This window comes from Paramylibacter kogurei (genome assembly GCF_002742285.1).
GTDB classification, from domain to species: Bacteria; Pseudomonadota; Alphaproteobacteria; order Rhodobacterales; family Rhodobacteraceae; genus Amylibacter; species Amylibacter kogurei.
This window is the reverse complement of sequence record NZ_MDGM01000009.1, coordinates 122914-135792: the sequence shown is the minus strand read 5'-3', so window position 1 is coordinate 135792 and position 12879 is coordinate 122914. Positions and strand designations below refer to the sequence as shown.

Annotated in this window: 14 protein-coding genes; 12 read left to right on the top strand and 2 right to left on the bottom strand. The window is 48.5% G+C overall.

Annotated elements, in window-relative coordinates:
* Window positions 1-5: 5 nt before the first annotated feature.
* From BFP76_RS04885 to BFP76_RS04855, 7 genes are all read left to right on the top strand, one after another.
* The gene (locus tag BFP76_RS04885) at window positions 6-371 is read left to right on the top strand and encodes a hypothetical protein (RefSeq protein ID WP_099592059.1); all 366 of its coding nucleotides are present in this window, start codon (window positions 6-8) and stop codon (window positions 369-371) included.
* Window positions 372-379: 8 nt separating this feature from the next.
* A complete protein-coding gene (locus BFP76_RS04880; RefSeq protein ID WP_099592058.1) occupies window positions 380-679 on the top strand; it encodes a hypothetical protein in 300 nt (99 codons plus the stop codon).
* Complete coding sequence (locus BFP76_RS04875; RefSeq protein WP_099592057.1) at window positions 676-1155, top strand: hypothetical protein; 480 nt, start codon at window positions 676-678, stop codon at window positions 1153-1155. Before BFP76_RS04880 ends, BFP76_RS04875 begins: the two co-directional genes overlap by 4 nt.
* 33 nt (window positions 1156-1188) lie before the next feature.
* A complete protein-coding gene (locus BFP76_RS04870; protein WP_099592056.1) occupies window positions 1189-1968 on the top strand; it encodes a succinate dehydrogenase iron-sulfur subunit in 780 nt (259 codons plus the stop codon).
* Between the two features lie 144 nt (window positions 1969-2112).
* Window positions 2113-3516, top strand: coding sequence for a cell envelope integrity protein CreD (creD, locus tag BFP76_RS04865; protein ID WP_099592055.1), 1404 nt, complete (start codon window positions 2113-2115; stop codon window positions 3514-3516).
* Window positions 3517-3548: 32 nt separating this feature from the next.
* Window positions 3549-4292 (top strand): hypothetical protein, encoded by a 744-nt coding sequence (locus BFP76_RS04860; RefSeq protein WP_165775664.1) that lies wholly within the window; start codon window positions 3549-3551, stop codon window positions 4290-4292.
* A 44-nt stretch (window positions 4293-4336) separates the two neighbouring features.
* Window positions 4337-5095, top strand: a complete 759-nt coding sequence (locus BFP76_RS04855) for a hypothetical protein (protein ID WP_099592053.1) — start codon at window positions 4337-4339, stop codon at window positions 5093-5095.
* On the opposite strand, the gene BFP76_RS04850 is transcribed toward BFP76_RS04855, so the two are convergent.
* Window positions 5092-5922, bottom strand: coding sequence for a sulfotransferase (locus BFP76_RS04850; protein WP_165775663.1), 831 nt, complete (start codon window positions 5920-5922; stop codon window positions 5092-5094). The genes BFP76_RS04855 and BFP76_RS04850 overlap by 4 nt on opposite strands.
* A 43-nt stretch (window positions 5923-5965) precedes the next feature.
* On the bottom strand, window positions 5966-6949 hold the full coding sequence (locus tag BFP76_RS04845) for an aldo/keto reductase (protein WP_099592051.1): 984 nt from the start codon (window positions 6947-6949) through the stop codon (window positions 5966-5968).
* Between the two features lie 103 nt (window positions 6950-7052).
* Here BFP76_RS04845 and BFP76_RS04840 point away from each other — a divergent pair, with 103 nt between their 5' ends.
* The 5 genes from BFP76_RS04840 (at window position 7053) to BFP76_RS04820 (ending at window position 12816) form a co-directional block, all read left to right on the top strand.
* Window positions 7053-8432, top strand: a complete 1380-nt coding sequence (locus BFP76_RS04840) for a 1-acyl-sn-glycerol-3-phosphate acyltransferase (protein ID WP_099592050.1) — start codon at window positions 7053-7055, stop codon at window positions 8430-8432.
* Window positions 8433-8521: 89 nt separating this feature from the next.
* Window positions 8522-9436 carry a manganese-dependent inorganic pyrophosphatase gene (locus BFP76_RS04835; protein ID WP_099592049.1) on the top strand — a complete coding sequence of 305 codons (915 nt, stop codon included), beginning with the start codon at window positions 8522-8524 and terminating at the stop codon, window positions 9434-9436.
* 289 nt (window positions 9437-9725) lie between these two features.
* Complete coding sequence (locus BFP76_RS04830) at window positions 9726-10496, top strand: helix-turn-helix transcriptional regulator (RefSeq protein WP_099592048.1); 771 nt, start codon at window positions 9726-9728, stop codon at window positions 10494-10496.
* Between the two features lie 106 nt (window positions 10497-10602).
* Window positions 10603-11235, top strand: a complete 633-nt coding sequence (locus tag BFP76_RS04825) for an acyl-homoserine-lactone synthase (RefSeq protein ID WP_099592047.1) — start codon at window positions 10603-10605, stop codon at window positions 11233-11235.
* Window positions 11236-11298: 63 nt separating this feature from the next.
* Window positions 11299-12816 carry an ATP-dependent DNA helicase gene (locus tag BFP76_RS04820; protein WP_099592046.1) on the top strand — a complete coding sequence of 506 codons (1518 nt, stop codon included), beginning with the start codon at window positions 11299-11301 and terminating at the stop codon, window positions 12814-12816.
* Window positions 12817-12879 lie beyond the last annotated feature (63 nt).

Here is a 12879-nt window from a genome sequence, read left to right as displayed (position 1 = left end):
AGAATATGAATAACATTTTTAAACTGTCATCTGTTTGTGTTGCTATTTTTGCAACCGCCTGTGCGCAAACGGGTGTTGATAATTCTATGATTACAACTGATGAACCAAGCATGAAGCTGGCCAAATATTCGCCATCGAACACCGATGTTCCAAATATTACACGGTTTTCGCACCCAAAAGGTGAAAGCGAAACTTGGAAAACGGCATATGCTGAATGTGCACGTGATGCGGGGATCACGGGGAACATTGATTTGATAATTCGCGAATATGGCACCTACAACACCGTTGATTTATCGCAAAACCAAGACATATCAGATGCGGAATTTACTGCTGCGTTCTGGTGCATGTCCAAATTCGCACAAACGGCATAGGTGATATCATGCGCAGCATTGTTTCAATTATGATCCTTTCAATTGGCATCGCGGGCTGTACGCCGGCAAAACCAACGATGAGCGTCGAAGACGCAATGCTCGCCTGTCGCGCCAAAGTGTCCAAACCAGTATCCACACGCGTTGGTGTTGGGGTTGGTATCGGATCGGGTGGCAAGGTCCGCCCACATGGTGGCGTATCGGTTGGGGTTGATCTATCATCCTTGATGGACCCAGATAAAACCTACAACGATTGCGTAAAACGAAATTCGGGTGAATGGCCCACAGATATGAAAGGTTCATCATCATGAGCATCGTAAAATCAGTGATCGGTTTGGGATGTGTTGTGGCGCTTACTGGCTGCGATCAGGCACATATCGACGAGGGTAACATTCTGATGCGGGGCAATGATTACAACGTGGATTACACCACCTTTCATGCACCCCAAACTGTTGCAAAACCTGCGCGCAAGATGGTGAAAACTGAAACCACAACACCGATTGCGACATCAGCAGGGCAAACATTGCCAAGTGGAACATTTGTGGTGGATAGCGTTAATTCCGCAAATTATCGCGCGGCCTATGGCAAATGCGTGCAAAATGCGGGGATTAACGGCAACGTCACCATCCGCCAGAAACCTTATAACCAACGCATCACGTTGGGATTGGTCAAGACAAGCAATATCAGCGCTGCGCAATATAAACGTGCATCCGATTGTATGTCCGCTTATCACAGCGCGAACCAGCCCAAAGTTGTGAAAAAAGTAAGCTCATCGACACCGTTGTAAACGGGGATAGACAGGAAGAAGATTGGATAAATCATGGTTGAATTGACCCTGCCAAAAAATTCGCGAATGACCGCGGGTAAAACGTGGCCCAAGCCGACGGGCGCTACCAATGTACGCGCATTTCGCATTTACCGATTTGATCCTGATACGGGTGAAAACCCGCGTGTTGATACATATCACGTGGATATGGATAAATGTGGTCCGATGATTTTGGATGCGTTGATCAAAATCAAAAACGAAATTGATCCAACACTTACGTTCCGCCGTTCTTGCCGCGAAGGTATCTGTGGATCATGCGCGATGAACATTGACGGGATCAACACATTGGCCTGTATCTATGGCCTGGACGAAGTAAAGGGCGATGTCAAAATCTATCCTCTGCCACATATGCCAGTGGTCAAGGATTTGATCCCAGACCTCACCCATTTTTACGCCCAACACGCCAGCATCATGCCGTGGTTGGAAACCAAAACTAACAAACCAGCCAAAGAATGGCGTCAATCCATTGATGATCGTAAAAAACTGGACGGTTTGTATGAATGTGTGATGTGTGCATGTTGTTCCACATCCTGCCCATCATATTGGTGGAATGGTGATCGTTACCTTGGGCCAGCGGCATTGCTGCACGCCTATCGCTGGATCATCGATTCACGTGACGAAGCAACGGGAGAGCGTTTGGATGAATTGCAAGATCCGTTCAAATTGTACCGCTGTCACACCATCATGAACTGTGCCAAAACCTGCCCCAAGGGTTTGAACCCGGCCAAGGCAATTGCAGAGATCAAGAAAAAAATGGTCGAGCGCACGATGTAATCGCGCCAACATATCAAAAATTCAAAAGGGGGCGTTTCGCCTCCTTTTTTTGCGAAAATCCGCAAAAATTGCACATCTTGCGCGCCAGTTTCTGCGCATCACTCCGCTAGGTCTGTTTTATCAAAACACCAAAAGGGGAATGATATGTTTAAATCCAAAGGTTTCCGATTTTTCGTGGTCGGGTTTATGGCGCTTCTGATGGCGATTCCGCTGATTTTTGTCAGTGAAATTGTGAATGACCGCGCCAATTATAATCGTCAGACCATCCAATCGCTCAGCAAAGAATGGGGTGGGGCGCAAACGCTTAATGGGCCAATGTTGCAAATTCCTGTGACCAAACGGGTCAAAGTTACACGCAAAAAATCGATCAAGGATCCGTTGACGGGAATTGTTAAAACCACCGACAAAGGTGAGGTAATTTACGAAGAATTCGAAGAAGAAATCACGCAACACTCCAATCCCATTTATGTCTTGCCAGAGATATTCAATCAATCCATCAACACCACCACCGAAATCCGCAAGCGTGGGATATTTAACGTGCCTGTGTATCGCGCAAATTCAGAACAAAAAATCACATACGATCTGTCTGAATTATCACGCCATGTGAAATCCAATGAAACAATTCACTGGGATAAAACCACGTTTATTCTGGGTGTAAGCCAGAACAAAGCATTGCGTGGTGCGGCAAATCTAACCTTGGATGGGAAGGTTGCGAAATTGGAACCACGCAATACCACGGCGGGGCTTTATGCCGAAATCGGTGATCCACGCAAAGTGAAACAATATGAAATGACCCTTGGCTTTTTGGGGGCACAGCATTTGTATACCACCGCGGCGGGGCGCGAAAATACGGTTTCGATGATGTCTGACTGGCCACATCCCAGCTTTGCCGGGGCGTTTTTGCCCGATCAACGTGATATTTCCGATGCTGGGTTTAACGCAAGCTGGGAAATCCCACATTTTGCACGATCCGTTGCGCAAATTTCACGCGAAAACCCAGAAAAGAAGCTAAGCCAAACAGCAACATTGGGGCTACAGTTTTACCAACCCAATGACTTTTACCAAAAGGCATATCGCGCCGGTCAATATGGCCTGATGTTTATCGCACTGACATTCCTAACAATTTTATTGTTGGAAAAAACCGATGGCCGCCCTGTGCACCCCATTCAATATGTTCTGATCGGGCTGGTACAGGCCGTGTTTGTTTTGTTGATGGTCTCATTCGCTGAACAAATCGGATTTAACGCCGCCTATATCGTGGCCAGTTTTGCGACGATCACGCTATTAACATTATATGCGATTGTCGGATTGAAACTGGGCAATTCATCATGGATTGTTTGTGCTGCTTTATCTGCATTATATGCCGTGCTTTTCTTGATCCTTACTTCGGTTGATTACGCACTTTTGGCAGGTTCCAGCCTATGTTTCCTTGCAATCGCAGGAACAATGTTGGCAACGCGCAACGAAGATTGGTATGGTCGCATTGCAGATTTGACACCGACAACAATCAAAAACCCGTTTCAAAAAACGGTAACAGAAAAAACATGAGTGTCAGTGTGCCTCCAAATATGGGGGCGCATTTGAATACAGGCAATTTGGATAAATACATGAAATTCTGGATGACACTTGCAATGATCTTTTGCGCCACCACCGCTGTGGCGCAATATTGCGTTATGCCAAGCAAAAACCTGATTGCATGGGATTGCACCCCAATGGACAGTGTGGCGCTTCATGTGGTGGCAAAGGATGGTAACATCTGGGATCGCCGCCCCGCGCCCAATTTGGCGGTCACAGGAACCTATTCCAGCGCAGATCGCTTCGGGATCGAAGGTTTGGCGATACGAAACGGCGAAATCATTTCGCACCGCTTTCAATCTTGGGACGGTGTGTTCATGATCCATCGCGGGAAACCGCAGATTTTTAACAGCACATCGGTGCAGCTTTTGGGGCGCAAATTTAACCTCAAAAACAAATCAAGCCGCGATGCATTCATCGCATTGGCCAAGCGTCAATCCGTTGATTTGATCCAATCGCATTTATTGATCAACAATGGTCGCATTGATGTGCGCGATCAACCCAACCAACCCAAATTCAAACGCCGATTGTTGGTGCAAACCGATGCGGGCTATGGTTTGTATGAAACCGATCGGCCCAAAACCCTGTTTGAAACTGCGCGTGATATGGCAGCGGAATTTGCCCCACACATGGCGCTAAACTTGGATATGGGGGCGTATGATTATTGTATGAAGGGTGCGGTGAACTGTGGCAAATTGTTTGTGGATGTGGAAAAGCTGACAAATTTTGTGTTTTTTGAAACGCGCTGATTTCACCACTTGTTCAAGCTGATGCGCAAGGTTAGCGTGCAAATATGCCAAGCTTTACCCCGATAAATTTCCAATCCAGTGAAACACCCAATATCAACGAGTTTTTTGTCTTTGGTGAACGCAATTCTGGTACCAATTTTGTTGATGCATTACTGCGTAATAACTTTCCGCAATTGGGGCAGAGCGCGAATGATCGCATCACCAAATTTGGATTTCGATATGGGTGGAAACACGGCTTTCCACAAATGATCGCGGCACCTGATACAACGCTTGCTGTTGTGATGTTTCGCAGCCCAGAACGCTGGGCGCAAAGCATGCATCGCCAACCGTGGCACAGCGCAAAATATCTGCGCGATATTTCGTTTTCCGATTTTATCCGTGCGCCGTGGCAATCCATTGTTGATGAAAAAAACTTTGGCATTACATCGGGTGCGGATGCGCGTGCGCATGTTGAATTGCAATGGGATCGCCACCCGTTGACGGGGGCGGGGTTTGACAATGTTATTCAGCTTCGCAATGCCAAAACGATGGGTTTTCTGTCATTGAAAAACCGATTTCAGAATGTCATTTTTGCCCGCTACGAAGATGTGGCAAATGCACCAGATGCGTTCATCGCGTTGATTTCAAAAACTTACGGATTGTCCGCGAGTTCAAATTTTATCCCTGTCGATCAACAACGTGGGCGCAAAATTGATGGTGATTTCGTGCCTCACAAATATGATGATCTATCCCGCGCGGATCATGATTTCATCTGGTCAGAGCTGGATAAAAAACAAGAGAAAATATTGGGTTATGCCCCTTAACCCATAAAATGGTTTTGCCAACGCGCTGGCAAGGTTCCAAATCGTTCGAAAATCGCGCGATATTCGCCCTGATAACGCTCCATCAAAGCGGAGCGAATGTGTTCGGGCATTGGGCTGTCGATACCTTCAAAGATGCGCTTTTGTGGGTTAATTTTCTGAGAGGTCAGCCCGATGAATGTATAAACTTCATCCATCGTGTTTTGTTCAAACAGATTTTCGTAAAATGTGATGTTGAGTGAACCCGACAAACCCGCATTCGCGATTGCATTTATTGTTTGATCGTAATTTCCGTGCTGATCCAAATATGGCATTTTCCCCGCCAAAAGGCGCGACAACATATTATCCATTTTGGCCATATCAATCTGTTGGGTCGCATTATGGCGATGGTACAACATGCGTATGTGTGACCACGCACGATCCACCGGATCGCGCAGCAAATATAGAAAACGTGACCTTGCAAATGCATCCGACATCGCCGCAAAATCTTTTGAACCAAGTGTCGCATATGCAGGTGTGAAATCGCCAACAACCTTGGCCGATCCAGCGCCGCGCAGAATAAATTTTTTGTAAGAACGATGATCGTCTTGCTCCGCGCACAATGCCTTGGCATATGCGCGATGATTCAAATATTTGACAGGATTGATTGCCAGCTTCACGCGATGTTTTGGCGAAAATTTTGCACGTTGCAATCGTTTCGCCATGGGCCATTCGCGGCTGTTAAAATAGTGGATTTCTTTGATGAATTGAAAATGTGTATCGGGATGATTGTTCAATGTATGATGCAACCAAGTCGTACCCGCCTTGGCCGCGCCAATACAATATACCATTATGGGATTACTAAATTCGCCCATCAATCGAAATAAATCCCTATTAGCAAAACCGCTCTGGCCCCACCGATTGCGCATCGTTGTATCGATCACCATATGCCCAACCTGCGGGCAGGATGGTTTCGATTTCGGCCATGTCATCGGCGCTAAATGAAATGTCGGCGGCATTTGCCCATTGTGCAAGGTTTTCGCCATATCGTGTTGCTGGGATCGGGATCAAATGATCCCCGCGATGCAACAACCATGCCAATGCCGCGGCAGATGTGGTTAATCCACGATCATTTGCCCAGTCGCTAAATTTTGCGATCATTGCGCGATTGTCGGAAAAATTTGGCTCAACAAATCGCGGATTGGTGCGGCGAAAATCTGTGTCACGCATGGTTGCGGGATTGGGTTGTGCATCGGTCAGCATCCCACGCGCCACAGGTGAAAATGGCACGAATGCCACGCCAAGTTCTGCACAGGTTCGGATCAATCCCAAATCGGGCAGGCGGGTCCATAATGAATATTCGTTTTGCACTGCCGTACAAGGGTGCACTGCATGCGCACGGCGCAACGTGGTTGGCGATATTTCGGACAGGCCATAGCCCCCGATTTTTCCCGCATCAATAAACCCTTTGAGCGTTTCAACCACCTCTTCAATCGGGCGATCTTGTTCGCGCCGATGGATATAATAGAGATCGATGTAATCCACGCCCAGACGTTTCATTGATCCATCAAGCGCGTTTTCCAGATAGGCGCGTGAATTATCAAACCGACGTTCAGGTTTAATCACAATTCCGCCCTTGGTGGCGAGTTTGAATGCATTGGGTTTTTGTTTCAAAAAACTTCCGATGATATTTTCAGACAGGCCCATGCCATACAATTCCGCCGTGTCCAAAAAATCAATACCGTGATCAAGTGCAGCGTCCAAACAGCGATGGCTGGTGGCTTCGTCCGTTTCACCAAAGAACCCCGCGAATGACATACAGCCAAGCCCAATTGCACTTACCTTTGGGCCGTTTTTTCCAAGCTTGCGATATTTCATGTGCAATTCCTTTCGTTTGTTTGAAACCTAACGTTTCAATACGCGCTGTCCACCTGCAATTTCGCTTGACCAATGGAACGCGAACAGCACAAGATGCGCGACAATGTTTGAAACGATTGAAATACCCGTCTGGGCCGTATGGCTTGCTGGAATATTGGCGTTAATTGCGGTGTTGGATCGTATTTTGATGCCTACCGTGCAATGGTATTTTCATCGCCGATTGAACCGCACGGTCGAGGTGTTGAACGAACGCCTACAGCTGAAAATCCCAAAATTCAAACTGACCGATCGCCATGTGATGGTGGATCGTCTGGTGAATGACCCATTGGTTGTCGAAGCGATATTAGAAGAATCCAGAAGCGAAGAAACACCATTGGCGGTGATGGAACGCCGTGCACGCAAATATGCGCGTGAAATCGTACCATCCTTTTCCGCGATCAGTTATTTTGGCTTTGCCTTTCGCGCAACGCGTTGGTTATCAACGCTGCTTTATAATGTACATGTCAGCTATCAAGACGAAACCGCGCTCAAGGATATTGATGCAGAGGCCCGCGTTGTTTTCGTGATGAACCATCGATCCAACATGGATTATATCCTTGTGACCTATCTGTCCGCGTCACGTTCAGCACTGTCATATGCGGTGGGGGAATGGGCGCGTGTATGGCCGCTGAAACAAATTATCCGATCAACGGGTGCGTATTTTATCCGCCGTAAATCGCGTGGTGATCTCTATCGTCGTGTGCTTGCGCGCTATGTGCAAATGGCAACAGAGGGCGGCGTGGCACAGGCGATTTTCCCAGAGGGTGGGTTAACCCGCACGGGTGCGCTGCAACCTGCCAAATTGGGATTGCTCAATTACATTGTGTCTGATTTTGATCCTGCAACCCATCGCGACATCCTGTTTGTGCCCGTTGGCGTAAATTATGATCGCGTGATCGAGGATCGCGTGATGTTGGACGCAGGACAGGGCAAACGCGTGTCATTGTTTGGCAAGCTTGCCGCGATTTTTCATGCGGTGAAATGGTATTTCTGGCTTCGTTTTGTGACCAAATTCAAACGCTTTGGCCATGCGGGTGTATCCTTTGGTAAACCCGTATCGCTGGTGGAATTTCTGGGTAAATCCAAGGGGCGCGTGACGGATCGCACCATTGGGCGCTTGGGCAGAGAATTATTGGCAAAGGTCGGGGATATCGTACCTGTGGTTCCCATGGCGCTGGTGGCGCGGGTGTTTTTGCGCAACGCGACAACGGGGCTCACACTTGCAGAAATCATCACTGAATCACAAATTGAATTGGGTCTGTTGCGTGACAAGGGCGCGTTGATTGGTTTAACAGACGCCGAAATGGAACAGGGCATTACGTTTGGTATTCAAATGCTTAAACGTCGTCATATCCTCGCGCAAAGTGGGGATAAATTTGCGTTGATCCCCGATCAGGCGGAAATCATGCAATATTACGCCAACTCGCTGGCGGATGTGGGTTAAACATCGCGACAAATTGCCAAAAGGGATCGCGTGACTCTGGTTTCAACGCTCGGTATAAGGCGCCAAAATCAACCCATACGAGACGTAAAATGATCAAAGTATTTGGCCACAAGGCACCCGACACAGACGCAACTGGTTCTGCCATTATCTGGGCATGGTACCAAACACAAAAAGGCAACGCCGCCACACCATATGTATTGGGTGAACCCAACACAGAGGCTGCATTTGTTTTGAAAAAATGGGGATATGAACGCCCTGCGATTTTGGAAAATGTTGGCGCGGGTGATAATGTGATCATCGTTGATACAAACAACCCTGCTGAATTGCCCGATGGCGTGAATGATGCCAGCATCGTTGAAATCATCGACCACCATTTGTTAGTGGGTGGTTTGAAAACCAACCAGCCGATCAACATCACCATCAAACCTGTTGCGTCCACGGCCACAATCATGGCCGGCATGATGGGCGATGATCTGGCATCCGCACCAACAGGTATCAAAGGTTTGATCCTGTCTTGTATCCTGTCTGATACATTGGAATTTCGTAGCCCAACAACAACAGATGTTGACGTGGCATTGGCAAAATCGCTGGCGTCTGATCTGGATTTGGACATTGCAATATATGCTGGTGAAATGTTCGCCGCAAAATCAGACGTATCGCATTTTTCAGATGCTGAATTGTTGCGCCTTGACAGTAAACAATACGACGTGGCCGATAAATCATTTCGTGTTTCTGTGCTGGAAACAACCAGCCCGGCTACCGTTTTGGCACGCAAAGACAGCCTGATGGAAACAATGGTGCCTGTTGCCGCCGAGGATGGCGTTGATCAGGTGTTGTTATTCGTTGTTGATATCTTGAAAGAAGAAGCAACATTGCTCGTGCCAAACGATCTTGTCAAAAATCTTGCCGTTGCATCATTTGATGCCACTGTCAGCGGTGACAGCGTTGTATTACCAGGGATTGTTTCACGCAAAAAACAAATCATTCCAAACCTGAAAATGTAATCGACTTGTGGTTGCATAACTTGGCGGTTTAATATCGGATCGCCAAGTTATGAACCATTTAAAATCAATAACTTAAATGCGCATACCCCGCTTTTTTGGGGTATTTTTTTTCGCCTTACGATGGGTCATAGTAGAGAGATAAGAAGACTGCGTTAACGTTCCGTTAACCTTTGTAAAAGAGGCTACAAAATGAACCACGACTGGATGCTAGATGTGCTAGAGGATCTGAAATCGTTTGCGAATACGCACGAATTGGATCGCCTTGCGCAACAACTGGATAGCACGTTGAATGTCGCGGCTTCTGATTTGGCCAGCTTTGGTGGCGCTACAGGGGTGCAAAAACGGAATGGATCAAGACTTGTTGGCATTCATCCAACGCGTCGAACGTGCTGATACGATCGACGCATTATTTGATCGCGTCAAAGAAGTGCGCGCATTATTTCAAGTAAACCACGCAATTTATCATTCCATTCAATGGCACGGCGAAACATTCGCCTTGGCGACGTATTCTGCTGAATGGCATGAATATTACGGCGGTAACCAAATGTATTTGATTGATCCGGTTGTGATCAATGCGTTTAAAAAGTTTAACCCATATAATTGGAAATCGCTGGATTGGGATACGCGCAAAGGGCGCAAATTATTGCAAGACGCAATCGAAATGGGTGTGGGGAACCAGGGATTGTCTTTCCCCATTCGTGGCCCAAATGGCGAACTTGCATTATTTTCCATCAGCCACAGCGCCGATGATGATACTTGGCAAAAATTTATCGAAACCCATAGTGCAGATTTGATGTTGATCGGCCATTATTTTCACGAGGCAGCGCGGCGATTGGTTCTGTCACGCGATCTGGGCGATCCAGTTGCCCTATCCCCAAGAGAGGTTGAAACGCTCACACTGCTTGGTCTTGGACTTAGCCGTGCAAATATCGCGCAAAACTTGCAAATCTCTGAACACACTTTGCGCGGATATATTGAATCATCGCGCATCAAACTTTGTGCGAATAACACAACCCACGCAGTGACCAGCGCGATGGCACGCGGGTTAATATCCATTTAACTCATTCAATTTAAATAAAAATTTCGCCAAAAAGCCAAAGCAGCGAACGCTATGGTTAACGGACGTTAACTATGACGGCGTTAGCACCTCCTTATGGAGGATTATCATGCTAACTTATCTTTTCGCTGACCAACTGATCAATAAACCCAAACTTTACAATTCAATGTTCCAAGACCGCGCGTGGCAATTTCAAGAGCGTCTGAAATGGGATGTGGATGTGGATGACACAGGGTTTGAACGTGATGAATATGACGACATGAACCCGCTTTATGCGATTTGGCAAAAACCCGATGGCACGCATGGTGGATCAATGCGGGCCATGCCCACATCGGGGCGGTGCATGGTCAATGAACATTTTGCCAATATCACGGGGCGCAAAATCAGCGATCCCAAAATTTGGGAAAGCACGCGGTTTTGTCTCTCGCCTGATCTGGGTGAACAGGCAGGGCGCATTTCCGCGGCTTTGATGTTGGCAGGGTGCGAAATTGGCCTTGGGTTTAATCTTGACCGTGCGGTGGGTGTGTTTGATCCGCGCATGGTGCGCATTTATCGCCGCCTTGGCTGGCCGCCTGAAATTTTGGGTGCAACGGGCAAAGGGCGCGATAAAATCTTTGTCGGGCTTTGGGATTTTTCCCAAACCGTGCGCCACGCGCTTGCGCTCAATGCAGGGGTTTCACCACAGGTATCGACTCTTTGGTTTGATCGCGCCTTTGGCGGGGTAAAAACCATCGCCGCATAACGCTTGGTGCTGGTGCATTTCCAATCGGCGGGTTAGGTTGGCGAAAAACAACAGGACCCGCCAATGCAATATTCCGACGACCAAGCCGCCGCATTTGACGCGGTGACAACGGCACTTTTGGCCGCGGGCGTTGATATCGAAAACGAGGTCCTGTTGCCCGAAGCCTCCGCAGGGTTTCAAATGATGGCAATTTTGGGCAAGGCGGGGTCGGGTAAAACCCTTTTGCTCTCTAAATTGGCAGAGGCTTTGAACGCCGCAGGTGTCGATACCATTTCGGGCGATTACGAGGGTAAATCGCGCAAAGATCGGCGCACATTGGCGATCCTTGCCCCCACGAATAAGGCCGCATCGGTGTTGCGCAATCGCGGCGTTGCTGCCACCACGATCCATCGCATTTTATATACACCCGTTTACGATCCCGAATATGAAAAAATCGCCGAATGGCTGGAAGGGCGGGGCGAACGCCCCCAGATCGAAGGCTTAACCGATGCCGCCCTTGATCGCGCCGCTGCATTTTATGCACTTAACAAATCCATACCGGGTGCGATGGCCACGGCGGGTTTGCGCGGGTCTGATTTCATCACGGGCTGGAAACGGCGCGAAGACCCGCTTGATATCGGTTTCATCGACGAAAGCTCGATGTTGGACGATAAACAAATGGATGACCTCAAGGAAATTTTCACCACACTTGTTCTGTTCGGCGATCCCGCACAGCTCGCCCCTGTGGGGCAGAGCGGGTCGATGGCGTTCGAAGGCATTCGCGACAGCCGCAAAATGCACCTGAACCGTATTCACCGACAGGCCGATGATAACCCGATCCTTGATCTCGCCCACGCTCTTGGCGATGAAAGCCTTACGTTCGATCAGTTTGAACGTATGATCGAAACCGCTGCGGCCAAGGATGATCGTGTCGTGCTCGCCCCCAGTGTTCAGGCAAGCTTGATGGCGCGATCCCCCGTGTTGGTTTGGCGCAATGCCACGCGCATTCGTCTGATCCATGCGTTTCGCAATGCATATGGCGCACCACCTGATATGTTGCTGGAAGGCGAGCCTTTGATTTGCGATGGGATCGAGCTTCCTGCAAAACACCGCAAAAAACGCATTGATCTGGAGGCGCGCGGTTTAATCAAAGGGGCGCAATGTGTGTACCTTGGCGCAGGGAAAAAGGTTGGGTTTTCCCGCCTGCATGTGATTGGCGCAGAGGACCCACAAGTATCCGCCGCCACCATCATCAAAATCGAAATGCCTGACGAAGATGAACCATTCATTCCATCCGCCGCACGTATGGGAGCCGCATTCGTTCATGGTGCGGCCTGTACCATACACAAGGCACAGGGTTCACAGTGGGATGATGTGCAAGTCTTCGCCCCTGATATTTACGCCGCCAGCCGTGCTGGGCGCATGGAGGCGGGGATTCCATTGTGGAAACGCTTGGCCTATGTCGCAATCACACGCGCATCAGAGCGATTGTTCTGGGTGAAACGATACCGTCTTGCACGCCCCGATACGCCGCTGACGGTGGCTGATCTGCGCCAAACAACACCCGCTGAATTGGTGTTACAAGCGCCCGATGCGGATTAGCGAACGCATACATAACGCAATTCTAACCCCAATCGGGGTATAACATCCCCGACGTCAAAACGT

Excerpts from the sequence above, each read along its gene's own strand:
- BFP76_RS04880 (WP_099592058.1), top strand. The coding sequence starts at position 380 with ATGCGCAGCATTGTTTCAATTATGATCCTTTCAATTGGCATCGCGGGC.
- BFP76_RS04840 (WP_099592050.1), top strand. The coding sequence starts at position 7,053 with ATGTTTGAAACGATTGAAATACCCGTCTGGGCCGTATGGCTTGCTGGA.
- BFP76_RS04870 (WP_099592056.1), top strand. The coding sequence starts at position 1,189 with ATGGTTGAATTGACCCTGCCAAAAAATTCGCGAATGACCGCGGGTAAA.
- BFP76_RS04830 (WP_099592048.1), top strand. The coding sequence starts at position 9,726 with ATGTCGCGGCTTCTGATTTGGCCAGCTTTGGTGGCGCTACAGGGGTGC.
- BFP76_RS04875 (WP_099592057.1), top strand. The coding sequence starts at position 676 with ATGAGCATCGTAAAATCAGTGATCGGTTTGGGATGTGTTGTGGCGCTT.
- BFP76_RS04825 (WP_099592047.1), top strand. The coding sequence starts at position 10,603 with ATGCTAACTTATCTTTTCGCTGACCAACTGATCAATAAACCCAAACTT.
- BFP76_RS04885 (WP_099592059.1), top strand. The coding sequence starts at position 6 with ATGAATAACATTTTTAAACTGTCATCTGTTTGTGTTGCTATTTTTGCA.
- BFP76_RS04855 (WP_099592053.1), top strand. The coding sequence starts at position 4,337 with ATGCCAAGCTTTACCCCGATAAATTTCCAATCCAGTGAAACACCCAAT.
- creD (WP_099592055.1), top strand. The coding sequence starts at position 2,113 with ATGTTTAAATCCAAAGGTTTCCGATTTTTCGTGGTCGGGTTTATGGCG.
- BFP76_RS04835 (WP_099592049.1), top strand. The coding sequence starts at position 8,522 with ATGATCAAAGTATTTGGCCACAAGGCACCCGACACAGACGCAACTGGT.
- BFP76_RS04845 (WP_099592051.1), bottom strand. The coding sequence starts at position 6,949 with ATGAAATATCGCAAGCTTGGAAAAAACGGCCCAAAGGTAAGTGCAATT.
- BFP76_RS04820 (WP_099592046.1), top strand. The coding sequence starts at position 11,299 with ATGCAATATTCCGACGACCAAGCCGCCGCATTTGACGCGGTGACAACG.
- BFP76_RS04850 (WP_165775663.1), bottom strand. The coding sequence starts at position 5,922 with ATGGTATATTGTATTGGCGCGGCCAAGGCGGGTACGACTTGGTTGCAT.